Annotated in this window: 17 protein-coding genes; 14 read left to right on the top strand and 3 right to left on the bottom strand. The window is 65.8% G+C overall.

Translation table 11 applies throughout. The features are described from left to right. The first annotated feature begins 45 nt into the window (after positions 1-45). The 3 genes from F600_RS0110930 to F600_RS0110920 are packed head-to-tail and all read left to right on the top strand — an operon-like array spanning position 46 to position 3,031. A complete protein-coding gene (locus tag F600_RS0110930) occupies positions 46-888 on the top strand; it encodes a phosphatidylinositol mannoside acyltransferase (protein ID WP_370670695.1) in 843 nt (280 codons plus the stop codon). Continuing rightward, positions 885-2,009 (top strand): glycosyltransferase family 4 protein, encoded by a 1,125-nt coding sequence (locus F600_RS0110925; RefSeq protein WP_026306415.1) that lies wholly within the window; start codon positions 885-887, stop codon positions 2,007-2,009. The genes F600_RS0110930 and F600_RS0110925 overlap by 4 nt, the downstream gene beginning before the upstream one ends. Then, positions 2,009-3,031, top strand: coding sequence for an NUDIX hydrolase (locus tag F600_RS0110920; protein ID WP_018160653.1), 1,023 nt, complete (start codon positions 2,009-2,011; stop codon positions 3,029-3,031). Before F600_RS0110925 ends, F600_RS0110920 begins: the two co-directional genes overlap by 1 nt. Here F600_RS0110920 and F600_RS0110915 read toward each other — a convergent pair. Next, positions 3,028-4,488, bottom strand: a complete 1,461-nt coding sequence (locus tag F600_RS0110915; protein ID WP_018160652.1) for an amino acid permease — start codon at positions 4,486-4,488, stop codon at positions 3,028-3,030. The genes F600_RS0110920 and F600_RS0110915 overlap by 4 nt on opposite strands. Positions 4,489-4,613: 125 nt before the next feature. Between F600_RS0110915 and pdxS the strand changes: the two genes are divergently transcribed. After that, complete coding sequence (gene pdxS, locus F600_RS0110910) at positions 4,614-5,510, top strand: pyridoxal 5'-phosphate synthase lyase subunit PdxS (protein ID WP_018160651.1); 897 nt, start codon at positions 4,614-4,616, stop codon at positions 5,508-5,510. Between the two features lie 78 nt (positions 5,511-5,588). On the opposite strand, the gene F600_RS0110905 is transcribed toward pdxS, so the two are convergent. Beyond that, complete coding sequence (locus F600_RS0110905) at positions 5,589-6,086, bottom strand: type II toxin-antitoxin system prevent-host-death family antitoxin (RefSeq protein ID WP_081628804.1); 498 nt, start codon at positions 6,084-6,086, stop codon at positions 5,589-5,591. An 81-nt stretch (positions 6,087-6,167) separates the two neighbouring features. Between F600_RS0110905 and F600_RS0110895 the strand changes: the two genes are divergently transcribed. Both F600_RS0110895 and hisI read left to right on the top strand, forming a co-directional pair. Further along, positions 6,168-6,995 carry an acyl-CoA thioesterase gene (locus F600_RS0110895; RefSeq protein ID WP_018160648.1) on the top strand — a complete coding sequence of 276 codons (828 nt, stop codon included), beginning with the start codon at positions 6,168-6,170 and terminating at the stop codon, positions 6,993-6,995. Between the two features lie 3 nt (positions 6,996-6,998). Then, positions 6,999-7,373, top strand: a complete 375-nt coding sequence (hisI, locus tag F600_RS0110890) for a phosphoribosyl-AMP cyclohydrolase (RefSeq protein WP_018160647.1) — start codon at positions 6,999-7,001, stop codon at positions 7,371-7,373. Here the strand turns inward: hisI and F600_RS0110885 are convergent, their stop codons facing one another. Continuing rightward, positions 7,374-7,970, bottom strand: a complete 597-nt coding sequence (locus tag F600_RS0110885; protein WP_018160646.1) for a TetR/AcrR family transcriptional regulator — start codon at positions 7,968-7,970, stop codon at positions 7,374-7,376. A 77-nt stretch (positions 7,971-8,047) separates the two neighbouring features. Between F600_RS0110885 and F600_RS0110880 the strand changes: the two genes are divergently transcribed. The 8 genes from F600_RS0110880 to F600_RS27760 all read left to right on the top strand — a co-directional run bounded on the left by F600_RS0110880 (position 8,048) and on the right by F600_RS27760 (position 16,065). Then, positions 8,048-8,932 (top strand): oxidoreductase, encoded by an 885-nt coding sequence (locus F600_RS0110880; protein ID WP_026306413.1) that lies wholly within the window; start codon positions 8,048-8,050, stop codon positions 8,930-8,932. 70 nt (positions 8,933-9,002) lie between these two features. Continuing rightward, positions 9,003-10,553: an anthranilate synthase component I gene (locus tag F600_RS0110875; RefSeq protein ID WP_018160644.1), complete on the top strand. Its 1,551-nt coding sequence runs from the start codon at positions 9,003-9,005 to the stop codon at positions 10,551-10,553. After that, entirely contained in the window at positions 10,550-11,224 is a 675-nt protein-coding gene (locus F600_RS27770; RefSeq protein ID WP_018160643.1) for a TIGR02234 family membrane protein, read from the top strand. Before F600_RS0110875 ends, F600_RS27770 begins: the two co-directional genes overlap by 4 nt. Then, on the top strand, positions 11,221-12,033 hold the full coding sequence (gene trpC / locus F600_RS0110865) for an indole-3-glycerol phosphate synthase TrpC (protein WP_018160642.1): 813 nt from the start codon (positions 11,221-11,223) through the stop codon (positions 12,031-12,033). Before F600_RS27770 ends, trpC begins: the two co-directional genes overlap by 4 nt. 102 nt (positions 12,034-12,135) lie before the next feature. Then, a complete protein-coding gene (gene trpB, locus F600_RS0110860; RefSeq protein WP_018160641.1) occupies positions 12,136-13,416 on the top strand; it encodes a tryptophan synthase subunit beta in 1,281 nt (426 codons plus the stop codon). Further along, positions 13,413-14,219 (top strand): tryptophan synthase subunit alpha, encoded by an 807-nt coding sequence (gene trpA / locus F600_RS0110855; protein WP_018160640.1) that lies wholly within the window; start codon positions 13,413-13,415, stop codon positions 14,217-14,219. Before trpB ends, trpA begins: the two co-directional genes overlap by 4 nt. Next, positions 14,216-15,391: a prolipoprotein diacylglyceryl transferase gene (gene lgt / locus F600_RS27765; RefSeq protein WP_081628803.1), complete on the top strand. Its 1,176-nt coding sequence runs from the start codon at positions 14,216-14,218 to the stop codon at positions 15,389-15,391. The genes trpA and lgt overlap by 4 nt, the downstream gene beginning before the upstream one ends. Next, positions 15,388-16,065: a CD225/dispanin family protein gene (locus tag F600_RS27760; protein WP_018160638.1), complete on the top strand. Its 678-nt coding sequence runs from the start codon at positions 15,388-15,390 to the stop codon at positions 16,063-16,065. Before lgt ends, F600_RS27760 begins: the two co-directional genes overlap by 4 nt. Positions 16,066-16,070 lie beyond the last annotated feature (5 nt).

Here is a 16,070-nt window from a genome sequence, read left to right as displayed (position 1 = left end):
GCCAGCGACTGGGGTTATGCGGCGGGCTGGAGGATCGTCCGCGGCATGAAAGAGAAGACCGCGGTCAAGTGGTTCAATCGCGGCGCCGACTGGGCCGCCAAGCGCAACGGCGGTCCCGTCCAACTCCGCAAGAACCTCGCTCGCGTTCTCGACTGCGCGCCCGAAGAAGTCCCGCAGGAACTGATCCGCGACAGCGTGCGGTCGTATGCCCGCTACTGGCGTGAGGCTTTCCGTCTTCCGAGCCAGGACCCGGTCGCGCTCGCGAAAGCGGTCACCGACGACGCAGTGGGCATCGAATACGTCGCCGAAGCGCTCGCCCTTGGCAAGGGCGTGGTCCTCGCCCTGCCGCACAGCGGCAACTGGGACATGGCCGGAGTGTGGGCCGTCCAGACCCACGGTGGGCTCTCGACGGTCGCTGAGCGACTCAAGCCCGAATCCCTGTTCCTTCGTTTCGTCGCGTACCGCGAAAGCTTGGGATTCGAGATCTTCCCCCTGAGCGGCGGCGAAACGCCGCCGTTCCCGCAACTCGCAGATCGACTGCGGGAGAACAAGATCGTGTGCCTGCTCGGCGAACGCGACCTCGCCAAGAAGGGCGTGCAGGTCGAGTTCTTCGGTGAACCGACGCGCATGCCAGCGGGTCCTGCCCGTCTGGCGATCGAAACGGGAGCTCCGCTGCTGCCGGTGAACTGCTGGTTCCGCGAAGGCGGCTGGGGCTTCACCGTCGAGGCACCGATTTCGACCGAAGGTGGAGTCGAGGCCACGACACAGCGCCTCGCGGATCGGTTCGCGGCGAACATTGCCGCTCACCCCGCTGACTGGCACATGCTTCAGCCCTTGTGGCTCGCCGATCTGTCCGAGGCCCGCTTGGCCCGAATGGGCGAATCGTGAAGATAGGAATGGTCTGCCCGTACTCGTTCGACGTGGCGGGCGGCGTTCAAGCCCACATCGTCGACTTGGCGCGGGCATTCATCGAGCGCGGGCACAAGGTCAGCGTCCTCGCGCCCGCGTCGCCGGAAACGGAACTGCCGGATTTCGTGGTGTCGGCCGGCAAAGCGCTCGCGATTCCGTACAACGGTTCCGTTGCCCGGCTGTCGTTCGGTCCGAAGCAGGCCGCCAAGGTCAAGCAGTGGCTCCTCGACAACGACTTCGACGTCCTGCACATTCATGAGCCCAACGCGCCGAGTCTGTCGATGCTCGCGCTCATGATCGCCGAGGGGCCGATCGTCGCGACGTTCCACACGTCGACCACGAAGTCGCTGGCGCTGAGCACGGCCAAGGGCTTCCTCCGGCCGATGCACGAGAAGATCCGTGGCCGGATCGCGGTGTCGGAACTCGCCCGTCGTTGGCAGGTCGAATCGCTCGGATCGGACGCAGTCGAGATTCCGAACGGCGTCGAGGTTCCGACGTTCGCACACGCGCCCTACCTCGAGGGCTATCCGCGGCCCGGAAAGTCGATCCTGTTCCTCGGCCGGTACGACGAGCCCCGCAAGGGGATGGACGTGCTGCTCGGGGCGCTGCCGTCGATCGTGGAACGCCATCCCGACGTCGAGGTTCTCGTCGTCGGGCGCGGTGACGACGAGAAGCTGCTGAAGCAGGCTGGCGACCTCGCGTCGCATGTGCGTCTGCTTGGCGCCGTGACGGACGCGGAGAAGGCATCCGCGATGCGCAGCGCGGACGTCTACGTCGCGCCGAACCTCGGCGGCGAAAGCTTCGGAATCGTGCTCGTCGAGGCGATGGCGGCTGGCACGGTTGTGGTCGCGAGCAAGCTCGACGCCTTCCGCCGAGTCCTGCGGGACGGCCAAGCCGGAAAGCTCATTCCCATTGGTGACTCCGATGCGCTTGCCGACGCGGTGAGCGAAGTTCTCAGCGACGAGGGCGTGCGTCGTCGTCTCATCGGTTACGCCAATGAGGTTGTCGCCGAATACGACTGGCCGGTGGTCGCCGAGCAGATCATGCGCGTCTACGAGACGGTCACCGTCGGCGGTCACCCAGTTCGGGCGGAGAGCTGATGAACTGGTCTCTGGTCGTCGTTCTCGCGTGTGCCGCGATGGTCGTTGTGCTCGTCGGTATCTGGTCGATCCAGACCGCGCGTCGCCTCGACCGGTTGCACGTGCGCAGCGACCAGTCGTGGCTGGCGCTCGACGCGGCCTTGGCGCGCCGATCCGTCGTTGCCCGGGCCGTGGCCGGTGCGGTCAGCACGCTCGATTCGTCCTTGAGCCACCAGCTGACCGAGCGTGCGGACCGTGCGGAACGCGCCGATCGGGACCAGCGGGAAGTCGCCGAGAACCAGTTGTCGACGACGTTGGCCCGCATCGACATCGAGGACCTTCGCCCGCAGCTCGTCGCCGAGCTCGCCGATGCCGAAGCCCGGGTCCTCATCGCCCGGCGCTTCCACAACGACGCCGTCCGAGACACCCTCGCCATCCGCACCCGACCGATGGTTCGCCTGCTGCACCTCGGTGGCACCGCCCCGCTGCCGCTCTACTTCGAGATCACTGAGCGCGTGAAGCCCTCGGCCGCAACCGGATTGGCGGTCGAAGCGAACCGGACGTCAGCGCGCGTCGTGCTGTTCGACGAAGAGGGCCGTGTGCTGCTGGTCCGCGGTCATGACCCACTCGTGCCGAAGGTGAAGTTCTGGTTCACGCTCGGCGGCGGTGTGAAGCCGGGGGAGAACCTGCGAGCGGCCGCCGTGCGCGAGGTGTTCGAGGAGACCGGGCGTCAGCTCGAGGTCAACGATCTCGTCGGGCCGTTGTGGCGTCGGGTCGCGGTGTTCGAGTGGACCGGTCGCCTGATTCGCTCCGAGGAGCTGTTCTTCGCGGCGGCGACGACCTCCTTCAAGCCGAGTCGGCAGCAGTTCACCGACCTCGAAAAGGTCTCGATCACGGACTTCCGGTGGTGCGTCGAAGCCGACATCGAGCGTCTCGACCAGTCCGGCGAGACCGTCTATCCGCTCGAACTCGCGGAGTTGCTGCCCGGCGCGCGGGCCGCGGTGCGTGGCGAAGTCGAGGCTGACGTTCGCCCGATCCGCTAGTCCGCAGCCGCGGTCCGCCGCCCCAGCAACGAGTGCGAGCGGCTGTACCCGAAATAGACGACCAGGCCGATGAGCATCCAGACGATGAACCGGATCCATGTGCCGACGGACAGGTTGACCATCAACCAGATGCAGGCGAGCACGGCGAGGATCGGGATGAGGGGAACCAACGGGGTCCGGAAGCCGCGCGGCAGGTCCGGGCGCGTTCGCCGCAGGATGACGACGCCCATCGAGACCAGCATGAACGCGAACAACGTGCCGATGTTGACCATCTCTTCGAGGGCGCCGATGTTGACGAACCCCGCGAGGACGATGCAGAACAGACCCACGATCACCGTGATCCGGGCGGGCGTGCCGCGCGAACCGGTGTGCGCGAGCGGACGGGGGAGCAGACCGTCGCGCGACATGGCGAAGATGACGCGCGTCTGACCAAGGAACAGAACCATGACCACGGTCGTGAGTCCGGCCAGGGCGCCGATCGAGATGATGTTCTTCGTCCAGGTCGCACCGTGCTGCGCGAAGGCCGTCGCCAGCGTCGAGCTGTCGCCGGCGAGGTCGGTGTAGTGCACCATTCCGGTCAGGACCAGTGCGACCGCGACGTACAGCACGGTGACGATCGCAAGGGATCCGAGAATGCCGCGCGGGACGTCCTTCTGCGGGTTGCGCGTCTCCTCGGCAGCCGTCGCGACGACGTCGAACCCGATGAACGCGAAGAACACGAGGCTCGAAGCCGCGAGTAGGCCGTACCAACCGAACACGGTGTTTCCGCCGCCGGTGATGACCGAGAACAACGTCTGGTGCCACCCGGTGTCGCCCGTCGACGGCTGCGATGGCGGAATGAACGGTTTCAGGTTGTCGGCGGAGAAGTAGCTGATTCCGACGCCGATAACGAGCGCGATGACACCGAGTTTGATCGCAACCGCCACTGCGGACACCCGCGAGGAGATTTTGGTTCCGATGATCAGAATTCCGGCGAGGACCAGCAGGAGCAGGACAGCGCCCCAGTCGAATCCGACGCTACCGAGCTGGATCGTTGTGGATTCCAGGCCGGTCACCATGCCGAGATACAGCGACCAGCCCTTCGCGACGACCGACGTTCCGAGCGCGAATTCGAGCACGAGGTCCCACCCGATGATCCACGCCACGAGCTCGCCGAACGTTGCATACGAGTACGTGTAGGCGCTGCCGGCAACGGGCACCGTCGAGGCGAACTCGGCGTAACACACGGCGGTGAGAGCGCAGGCCACGGCGGCAAACACGAAGGCGAGGGACACCGCAGGGCCCGCCAGATTGCCCGCCACCCGGGCGGTCAACGTGAAGATTCCCGCACCGATCACGACCGCCACGCCGAAGACCGTCAGGTCGAGCGCCGTGAGTTCTTTCCGCAGTCTCGAGTCGGGATCGTCGGTGTCGAGAATCGACTGCTCGACTGACTTCGTCCGGAATAGCCCGTTCATGTGGCCTCCTCACCTCTCAGTTGAGCTTTACCCATAGTGATGATCTTGTCCCGAAGTTCGGGGGTCTCGGCCGCGCGAGTAAAGTTGCGAACGTAGTCGTCAGACCTTCTCGAGGAGCCACACCAGTGACCGTTGAATCGCCCACCACCGGTACCGCCCGCGTCAAGCGCGGTATGGCCGAAATGCTCAAGGGTGGCGTGATCATGGATGTCGTAACACCGGACCAGGCGAAGATCGCCGAGGACGCCGGCGCGGTTGCCGTCATGGCGCTCGAGCGCGTCCCGGCCGACATTCGCGCCGAGGGCGGTGTCTCCCGGATGTCGGACCCGGACATGATCGACGGCATCATCAGCGCCGTCAGCATCCCGGTCATGGCGAAGGCGCGGATCGGCCATTTCGTCGAAGCGCAGATCCTGCAGAGTCTCGGCGTCGACTACATCGACGAGTCCGAGGTCCTGACCCCGGCCGACTACGAGCACCACATCGACAAGTGGCGCTTCACGGTGCCCTTCGTCTGCGGCGCGACCAACCTGGGGGAGGCTCTGCGCCGCATCACCGAGGGCGCCGCGATGATCCGGTCGAAGGGTGAAGCCGGTACCGGCGATGTCTCCAACGCCACCACCCACATGCGCAAGATCGGCGGCGAGATCCGCCGTCTGAAGGGCCTGTCGAAGGACGAGCTCTACGTCGCCGCCAAGGAACTGCAGGCTCCGTACGAACTCGTCGCCGAGGTCGCCGTCGCGGGCAAGCTCCCGGTTGTGCTGTTCACCGCCGGTGGAATTGCAACCCCGGCCGACGCCGCCATGATGATGCAGCTCGGTGCCGAGGGCGTGTTCGTCGGTTCGGGCATCTTCAAGTCGGGCAATCCGGCGCAGCGTGCGGCCGCGATCGTCCAGGCCACGACCTTCTACGACGACCCGGATGTTCTCGCGAAGGTTTCGCGCGGTCTCGGCGAGGCGATGGTCGGGATCAACGTCGAGCAGCTGCCCGTCGATCACCGGCTCGCGACGCGCGGCTGGTAAGCGTTCCGGGGGCAAAGTCTCCCGCACGGCGGCTTGTACGAAACTGGACCTTTGTACAAGCCGCCCCGCGAGAGACTTTCACCCTGGCTGGGCCTCGCAGTAGCGCTTGAGGTCCGCCAGTTTCGTCGTCCAGAAGCCAGGATCCATCCGGTGCGAGACGGTGATGTCGACGGAATTGCTGTGCGTGACGAAGGTGAAGTTGACATCGTCCCGTTGGCCGGGCCATCTGGTCCGGATGAGTTCGCCTGGGTCAACCTCGAAGACTTCGCCGAAATCGTCGGATAGTCCGTCACGTACCCACCCGCCACGGAAGGCTTCGAGGCTCAGGCCCTTCCACCATGTGCACCGGTGCCGGACGGTGAGGGCGTTCCATACTGCGTCAAGTGTTGCGTGGATCGTGGTCGACGTCTGAGCCGGCGGGTCCATATGGCCGCCGTCCAACGGGACGATCCCCACCAAGGGTCGCCCATGTCGCGTGATGACGACACGTTGGCCGCCATAGGCGACTCGGGAGCACAGTTCGGAGAGTTCGGCACGCGCTTTGCCTAGCGGGATAAGAGGAGTCTCGGTGTCCATGAGCGGCACCGTAGCCGGGTGTACTGACAAGCCGTTTAGGTACGCTTCCGATATTGCACTCTTACTGAGGGAAGAGGTTTCGTGGCATCGCTTGAAGAAGCCCTGAAGATCGAACGGCTCGAAGCCGACATCTTCCGGGGTGCAGTGGTCCCGACGCAGTTGCCGCGCACCTTTGGCGGACAGGTCGCGGGGCAGGCCCTCATCTCGGCGACGCGAACGGTAGACCCGAAGTACACGGTGCATTCGCTGCACGCCTATTTCCTCCGACCGGGCAATCCGACTCAGGCGACGGTCTACCTCGTGGACCGCATTCGTGAGGGTCGGTCGTTCAGCACGCGCCGGGTCACCGGTATCCAGGACGGCAAGGCCATCTTCACGATGGAGGCGTCGTACCACGTGGGGGATCGAGGCCCGGAGCATCAGTCGGTGATGCCCGTCGTGGCGAAGCCGGAGGATCTGCCCGACCCCGAGACGTTCCTGCCGGAGGCGCGCAAGTGGCTGCTCCGGGAATGGCCGGACTTCGACATCCGCCTCATCCCCGAGGAGCTCGTCGTCAAGCAGCATGGTTGGGCCGCGCAGCAACAGGTGTGGTTCCGATACCGGTATCAACTTCCGGACCAGCAGGTTTACCACCAGTCGACGCTGGCCTACATGAGTGACATGACGCTACTCGGCGCGGCCAAGGTCATTCACCCGGAGTCGACTCAGAACGCATCGCTCGACCACGCGCTGTGGTTCCTGCGCCCGTTCAAGGCGAACGAATGGCTGCTGTACGACCAGTCGTCACCGTCGGCCGACATGGGCCGCGGTCTCACGCAGGGCCGTATCTTCGATGTCGAAGGTCGGCTCGTCGCATTTGTCGTGCAGGAAGGCCTCATCCGGTACTTCCAGCCGAACGTGGAGGTTTAGACAGTGTCGGATGGTCGCTTCACAGGCTCCGCTCCGGCGCTCGATCCGTCGATCGCCACCCGTCTCAAGCGCAATGACGCCGGCCTCGTCTGCGCCGTGACCGTGGACAAGGCGACCAACGACGTCCTCATGGTCGCCTGGATGAACGACGAGTCCCTCGCGATCACGCTGGAGACGCGGCAGGCGACGTACTTCTCCCGCTCGCGAAACAAGTTGTGGCGCAAGGGCGAAGAGTCCGGGCACACCCAGTACGTGCACGAAGTGCGGCTGGACTGCGATGGCGATACTTTGCTCGTCATCGTCGACCAGGTCGGTCCGGCGTGCCACACGGGGACCCGCACGTGCTTCGACTCGGATCAGATTCTCGCGCCCGAATGATCAGCTGCGCGGCCGCAGCCCGTTCATGATGTTTGCCGCGACGTCGGCGACCATATTCTCGACGTCACCGACTGGGACGAATCCGGAGCTGACAAACGTCGCCAGCCCCTGAAGCGTGGCGAAGGCGGTGAATCCGATCGTTTCCGGATCGCCGGCGATCACCTCTCCACTCTGCTGACCTTCGAGGATCAAGGCCAGGGGAGCCGCGAACGCCTGCGCGGCCGCGGCGGGCAACTCGTCCCCGGCTGTTGGGCTGTGCTTGCGCGCGAACATCAATTCGAGCAGCGCGGAATTCTGTGTGGCGAACTGCACATAGGCCCGCGCCAGCGACGTCAAACGCTCGGCAAACGATCCCGTACAGGTAGCGCCCAACACGGCACCGAGCCGTTCGAAGCCGGTCATCGCGAGCGCATCGAGCAGCGCCTGCTTGTCGCGGAAGTGCCGGCTCGGGGCCCCGTGACTGACGCCGACATCGCGGGCGAGCTGGCGCAGTGACAGTGTGCCCACGCCAGAAGTCCGCAACGTCTCCTCGGCGCGCGCGAGCAGCGCGTCCCGCAAGTCGCCGTGGTGGTAGGAGCTCGTCTGCGTGATGGTCATGATGTGGCAAAGAATAGCCGAAATATTCCCAAATGTAGACATTGACTACAATGTAGGCAGTGTCTACTGTGGGCTTCATGACGAACTCATCTTGGTCCTCTGCCCAACTTCAGTCCTTCGACGGCAGAACTGTCGTCGTCACCGGTGCGAACAGCGGCCTCGGCCTCGTCACCGCGCGTGAGCTTGCCCGCGTCGGAGCGCACGTCGTTCTCGCCGTCCGCGACACGGCCCGGGGCGAAGCCGCCGCCGCGACGATCGACGGCGACACCGAGGTGCGCGAACTCGACCTTGCCGATCAGGCATCGATCCACCGCTTCGCCGAGGGCTGGTCGGGCCAGCTCGACGTGCTCGTCAACAACGCCGGCATCATGGTGCCGCCCAAGGGCACGACGAAGGACGGCTTCGAGACGCAGTTCGGTACGAACCATCTCGGACACTTCGCGCTGACCAACCTGCTCCTGCCGCACATCACCGATCGCGTCGTCACCGTGGCCTCCGGTGCACACCACCAGGGCAAGATCGACCTGAGCGACCTGAACTGGGAAACGCGCAGCTACGAGCGTTGGGCCGCGTACAGCCAGTCCAAGCTCGCGAACCTGCTCTTCATGTCCGAACTTCAGCGTCGACTCGAAGCGGCCGGATCGAAGGTCCGCTCGTTGAGTGCGCACCCGGGCTACGCCGCGACCAACCTGCAGTCGCACGCCGGCAACCGCCTCTTCAACGGCGTCTTGGCCGTCGGCAACCGACTCCTCGCCCAGGACGACACAGCGGGCGCCCAGCCGACCCTGTATGCGGTCAGCCAGGATCTGCCCGGCGACAGCTACGTCGGTCCGGACGGATTCATGGAGCTGCGCGGCAAGCCGACGCTGGTCGGTCGATCGAAGGCCGCTCGGGACACTGAGATGGCGCGCAAGCTGTGGACGGCGTCCGAAGAACTGACCGGGGTGAAGTTCTCGCTGTAAACGATCTTGTTCGCCACGCCGAACGGTGCCCGGCGGGAAGCATTGCGCCCCGGCTGCCACAATGGTCTTTATGCCCGGACCAGCGACGGCAACCAGCCCCTCTTCGACGACGACGCTCGAGCAGTTCCGTGAACTCGCCGCGCTGCACCGCGTCGTGCCCATCACGCGGAAAGTGCTCGCGGACTCCGAGTCTCCGCTGTCGGCGTACCGAAAGCTCGCCGGCGGCGGGCCCGGAACGTTCCTCTTCGAGTCTGCCGAGAACGGGCGTTCGTGGTCGAGGTGGTCGTTCATCGGGGCGGGCAGTCCGTCGGCTCTGACGGTCGTCGACGGCGAAGCGGCCTGGATCGGCACGGTTCCCGCCGATGCGCCCAGCGGTGGCAATCCGCTCGAAGCGCTCAAGCGCACGCTTGAACTCCTGCAGACCGAGCGCATGCACGGACTGCCCCCGCTGACCGGCGGATTGGTCGGCTACATGGGCTACGACGCGGTGCGCCGCATCGAGCGCCTGCCGTCGCACGCGGTCGATGACCTGCAGATTCCCGAGATGGTCATGCTTCTCGCGACCGACCTCGCCGCGTTTGACCACCACGAAGGCGCGATCACGCTCATCGCCAACGCCGTCAACTGGAACGGCACCGACGAAGGCGTCGACGCGGCGTATGCCGACGCGGTCGCGCGCCTGGACCGCATGACCGCCGCTCTCGCCGCTCCCGCGCCGTCGACCGTCTCCACTTTCGACAAGCCGGCCCCGGACTTCGTGCGTCAGCGCACGAGCGAGGAATTCGGTGCGGGCGTCAAGCGCTTGGTCGAGGAGATCGAGGCGGGCGAGGCGTTCCAGGTCGTGCTGTCGCAGCGCTTCACGATGGATTACACCGGCGACCCGATCGACGTCTATCGCATGCTTCGCGCCTCGAACCCGAGTCCGTACATGTACCTGCTTCAGATCCCCGGCCTCGACGGTGGCACCGCGTTCTCGATCGTCGGATCGAGCCCGGAGTCGCTCGTCACGGTGCACGAGGGCGTCGCCACGACTCACCCGATCGCGGGCACACGCTGGCGTGGAGCGAGCCTCGAGGACGACGAACTCCTCGAGAAGGACTTGCTTGCCGACGAGAAGGAGAACGCCGAGCACCTGATGCTCGTCGACCTCGGCCGCAACGACCTGGGGCGTGTGTGCGAGCCGGGCACGGTCAAGGTGAGCAACTACCGCCGCGTCGAGCGCTACAGCCACGTCATGCACCTGGTTTCGACCGTCACCGGTCGGCTTGCGGCCGGTAAGCGCGCTGTCGATGCCCTGACGGCCTGTTTCCCGGCGGGAACGCTGTCCGGAGCGCCGAAGGTTCGCGCCATGGAACTCATCGACGAACTCGAGCCGACCCGGCGCGGGATCTACGGCGGCATTGTCGGCTACCTCGACTTCGCCGGCGACGCCGACACCGCAATCACCATTCGCACGGCGTTGCTGAAGGACAAGAAGGCGTTCATTCAGGCGGGCGCGGGTGTCGTTGCCGACTCCAAGCCGCAGTACGAGGACACCGAGTGTGTGAACAAGGCGATGGCGGTCCTGCGGGCCGTTGCCGCCGCGACGACGCTGCGTGCCTTCGAGGCGAACTCGCAATGAGCACCGAGCCCGCCCCACCGCGCTACCAACGGATTCCCATCGTCCTGTTGGGTGGTGCGGCGATCGCGACCTGGATCGCGTCTCGGATGACGTGGGTCGAACTCGACATCGCGGACGGCCTCGGTGGTGCACACACCAAGCTTCTTGACGGAAACCAATGGGCTGCCGCGCCAACGGTTCTCGCGGTTGTTCTGCTGGCCGCGATCGGTGCGGCGCTGGCGCTCAACGGCTGGTCCCGTCGCATTCTCGGGTGCCTCCTTGCGCTCGTGGGTGCCGGGGCCTCGGTGCCGGCGATTGTGCTCCTGATGGGGCGCTCGTCGACCGATCGCGCGGCGCGCATTGCGGATCTTCCGGCTCGCGCCCAGGTCACGGCCGTCCACTGGATGCCGCCGGCGGGTTACGTGGCGTTCGGTGCAGCGCTCGCGATATTCGTCGCCGGGGCTCTACTGGCCCGCAAGCCCGACCCGAACGCCGGGCTCTCCAGCCGCTTCGACCGTTCCGCTGAGTACGACGACGATGTCCACTCGCAGCGCTCGATCTGGGCTGCTCTCGACGCCGGTGACGACCCGACTGCGGATTCAGCAAACGGCGAGGCACCCGATGTCGGGCAATCGCGTGACGACGATTACTCTGATCGAAATCCACCCGAGAAAGGACGTGGCCCACGATGAGCACCGTTCTCGATTCGATCCTCGAGGGCGTTCGCGCTGACGTGGCGGCCCGCGAAGCGATGATCGACTTCAGTGCGATCAAAGCGGCTGCGGCGGCGGCACCGGCGCCCCGCGATGCGTTCGCAGTACTGAGTGGTGAAGGCATCAGTGTCATCGCCGAGGTGAAGCGGGCCAGCCCCTCCAAGGGTGCCTTGGCCGACATTCCGAGCCCGGCCGAGTTGGCGATGGCCTATGAAGCCGGTGGCGCGCGCGTCATCAGCGTTCTGACCGAGAAGCGCCGGTTCAACGGTTCGCTGGACGACCTCGATGCGGTGCGTGCCGCGGTGAACGTCCCGATCCTGCGTAAGGACTTCATCGTCGGGCCGTACCAGATCCACGAAGCCCGCGCTCACGGTGCAGACGTCATTCTGCTCATCGTCGCCGCACTCGAACAGGACGCTCTGGCGTCTCTGCTGGACCGCACCGAATCGCTCGGCATGACCGCGCTCGTCGAGGTCCACACCGAGGAGGAAGCGGACCGGGCGCTGCAGGCTGGCGCCAAGGTCATCGGCGTGAACGCCCGTAACCTCAAGACGCTCGACATCGACCCGGACGTCTTTGCCCGGATCGCCCCGGGCCTGCCGTCGTCGGTCATCAAGATCGCCGAGTCGGGCATTCGCGGCACTGCTGACCTGCTGGCTTACGCTGGAGCAGGAGCAGATGCGGTCCTCGTCGGCGAAAGTCTGGTGACAAGCGGCGATCCGCGTGCTGCAGTAGCTGAGTTGGTCACGGCGGGTGCACACCCTTCGTGCCCAAAGCCGGCGCGCTAGCGACGGCAGATAGACAGCGGCGGCGCTTCGTCGCAATCAAACACAGGCGGCGCTTCGACCAGATCGATGTGCCGCCGACGTTGACTTGGAGGAGATCCGATCGTGCCCAACACCCTTGACGAGAAGGGGAGCGGACTGCCGAAGGCGAGCGAGGGGATCGCCCACCACAGCGCTCACGAGCCTGACATGGGTGGCCACTTCGGCGTGTATGGCGGACGGCATGTGCCGGAAGCACTGATGGCGGTCATCGAGGAAGTCACCTCGGAATACGAGAAGGTCCGCAACGACCGCACGTTCCTCGACGAACTCGACCGTCTCCAGCGCGACTACACCGGTCGTCCCTCGCCGCTCTACGAGGCGACGCGAATGAGCGAATTTGCCGGTGGCGCGCGCCTGCTTCTCAAGCGCGAAGACCTCAACCACACGGGATCGCACAAGATCAACAACGTGCTGGGGCAGGCCCTGCTCGCCAAGCGCATGGGCAAGACGCGCGTCATCGCCGAGACCGGTGCCGGCCAGCACGGGGTCGCGACGGCGACCGCCTGCGCGTTGCTCGACCTCGAGTGCATCATCTACATGGGCGAGGTCGACACCTCTCGCCAAGCGCTCAACGTCGCCCGCATGCGGTTGCTTGGCGCCGAGGTCATCGCGGTGAAGTCCGGATCGCGCACGCTCAAGGATGCGATCAACGAAGCTCTCCGCGACTGGGTCACCAATGCGCACAACACGTATTACTGCTTCGGTACGGCCGCCGGTCCGCACCCGTTCCCGCTCATGGTTCGCGACCTGCAGCGTGTGATCGGTCTCGAGGCGCGCGCGCAGTGCCTCGCGCTGACCGGTCGTCTGCCCGATGCCGTCACGGCATGCGTCGGCGGCGGTTCGAACGCGATCGGCATCTTCCACGCGTTCATCGACGACCCGTCGGTCAAGCTCGTCGGCTACGAAGCGGCGGGTGACGGCGTGGAGACGGGACGGCACGCGGCGACCTTCACCGGTGGTACACCGGGCGCCTTCCAGGGTGCGTACTCGTACCTGCTGCAGGACGAAGACGGTCAGACCATCGAATCGCACTCGATCTCGGCTGGTCTGGACTATCCGGGCGTCGGCCCTGAGCATGCCTACCTCAAAGACACCGGGCGTGCCCGCTACGAACCGATCACCGATGCCGAGGCGATGGATGCGCTACGACTGCTGAGCCGTCGCGAGGGCATCATTCCGGCGATCGAGTCGGCGCACGCGGTCGCGGGTGCGCTCAAGCTCGGTCAGGAGCTCGGCCCGGATTCGATCATCATCGTGAACATCTCCGGTCGCGGTGACAAGGACATGGACACCGCCGGCCGTTGGTTCGGCCTGTTCGACGACTCGCCAGAGGAGAGCAAGTGACCAACACGCTGGACTCGCGACTCGGCCCGCTCTTCGCGAAGTGCCGCGAGGAGAAGCGTGCCGCCTTGGTCGGATACCTGCCGGCCGGCTACCCGACGGTCGACGGATCGATCGAGGCGTGCATCGCAATGGTCGAAGCCGGTTGCGACATCATCGAGGTCGGCGTCGCCTACAGCGACCCGGTCATGGACGGCCCGACGATTCAGGCGGCCGCAGAGCAGGCGCTCGCGAACGGCGTCCGGCTCAAGGACGTGTTCAAGGTCGTCGAGGCGATCGCGAAAGCCGGCGGCAACGCCGTCGTCATGACGTACTGGAACCCGGTTCTGCAGTACGGCGTCGACCGCTTCGCGCGCGACCTCAACGCCGCGGGCGGCCTGGGCCTCATCACTCCGAACCTCATTCCGGAGGAAGCCGGCGAGTGGATGGCGGCCTCGGACGCCCACAACCTCGACCGCATCTTCCTGGTCGCGCCGTCCTCGACGGAAGAGCGCATCGCACTGACGCTCGAGGCGACCCGCGGATTTGTCTATGCCTCATCGGTCATGGGTGTGACGGGTGCGCGCGACAACGTCTCCTCGGCCGCGCCGGAGATCTGCCAGCGGGTCCGGGCGCATTCCGACATGCCGATCGGCGTTGGCCTCGGTGTGCGATCCGGTGCGCAGGCGGCCGAAATCGCACGCTATGCGGACGCAGTCATCGTCGGTTCGGCGCTGGTGACCGCCACTTCTCAGGGACTCGACTCGGTGCGCCGCCTGACTGCTGAACTCGCTGAAGGAGTCCGGTCCGCTACGGTGGGTTCGTGACAAACACGGCTACTGTGCTTGCCTACATTCCGAGCCCACCTCAGGGCGTCTGGATGTTGGGTCCGATTCCCTTGCGGGCGTACGCCTTCTTCATCATCGTCGGCATCTTCGTCGCGATCTGGTGGGGTGAGCGTCGTTTCATCGAGCGCGGCGGTGAGCCCGGGTTCATCACCGACCTCGCGCTGTGGGTCATTCCCTTCGGTCTCGTCGGCGGTCGCCTGTACCACGTGATGACCGACTTCACGACGTACTTCGGGGCCGGCGGCCATCCGCTCAACGCCTTCAAGGTGTGGGAGGGCGGCCTCGGAATCTGGGGTGCAGTGGCACTCGGTGGCGTCGGCGCGTGGATCGGCTGCCGACGGAAGGGCGTCCCGCTGGCTGCCGTCGCCGACAGCCTTGCCCCGGCAGTGCTGCTCGCGCAGGCGATCGGCCGCCTCGGAAACTACTTCAACCAGGAGCTCTACGGCCGCGAGACGACCGTGCCGTGGGGTCTGGAGATCTACGAGCGCGTCAACAGCATCACCGGTCAGCCGGACAACCTGAACGGTGTAGCGACGAGCATGTCGGACCCGATCATCGTGCACCCGACGTTCCTCTACGAGATGTTGTGGAACCTGCTGATCGTGGGTCTTCTCGTCTTCGTCGACAAGAAGTTCCGGATCGGCCACGGACGCCTGTTCGCGCTGTACGTCGCGGGCTATTGCGTCGGTCGCTTCGGCGTCGAGTTGCTCCGCAACGACCCGGCCACGCACCTGTTCGGACTTCGCATCAACACCTACACCGCCGCGATCCTGTTCGTCGGTGCCGTTGCCTACTTCGTGCTGGCGCCGAAGGGCAAGGAGGACCCGGAATCGCTCAAGGGCCAGACCGTGGACTCGGCGTCGACCGCACTGTCTGCACTGATCGCCGACGGCGGCGAAACCGAACCGAAGAGTGATCTTTCTCCGCGGGGAGGTCGGCACGCCCGCCGCGAATCGGCCACACTTGAGGAGCAGGCCGCGACCAGCGCCGAAACAGCTGCTCCGCCGCTGGAACCCACCTCGGAAGTAACGACGACGACCACCGTTATCGATACAGCTGAGGCATCCAGCGGTGAGGGGGAAACGTCCGAATCGCCGCTTTCGAAGGCTCGCAGCCTGCTGAGCCGATTTGGACGAGAGAAGAAGAAGTGACTGACCCCAACAAGCCGGGTTCCGATGGCACGGAGCCGACCTGGTCGAACGACCCGTGGTCGCAGCCGTCGCCGGGACCCGAGTGGTCGTTCGACAAGCCTGCCGGTGCACCGGCGGCCGCTGAGCAGCCGACCACGAGCACGCCGGCCAGTGACCCGCAGGGCTACCCGGCCCAGCCGCCGACGAGCGACTACGGCCAGCAGTACGGACAGCCTTCGTACGGTCAGCCGTCGTATGGGACGCAGCCGTCCTACGGCGCTCAGCCGTCGTACGGACAGGGGTACGGTCAGCAGCAGTACGGCCAGCCGTACGGTGCGCCGCAGTATGGTCAGCCGGCCTACGGACAGCAGTATGGAGCGCCTTACGGCGGACCATACGGATCTCCGTATGGTCCGCCGCCGGAGAACCACATGGTGCTCGGCATCATCGGCACCGTCATCGCCGTCCTCAGTTGCACGCTGATCGGCGCGATCTTCGGCATCATCTCGATCGTCAAGGCATCGCAGGTCAGCGGCGAGTGGGCCGCCGGCCAGACGCAGCAGGCGCTGGACTCGGCCCGCACGGCGAAGACGATGGGCATCGTTTCGCTCGTCGTCACCGCAGTGCTTTTCGTGGGCGGGATCATCTTCTGGGTGGTGGCCATCGGTGCGGCGATGAATGCCGCGACCTACTGAGCAAG

Origin of the sequence: Smaragdicoccus niigatensis DSM 44881 = NBRC 103563 (genome assembly GCF_000380645.1) — a bacterium.
Classification (GTDB): Bacteria; Actinomycetota; Actinomycetes; order Mycobacteriales; family Mycobacteriaceae; genus Smaragdicoccus; species Smaragdicoccus niigatensis.
The sequence above is the reverse complement of the archived record's forward strand: the minus strand, read 5'-3'. Positions and strand labels throughout refer to the sequence as shown.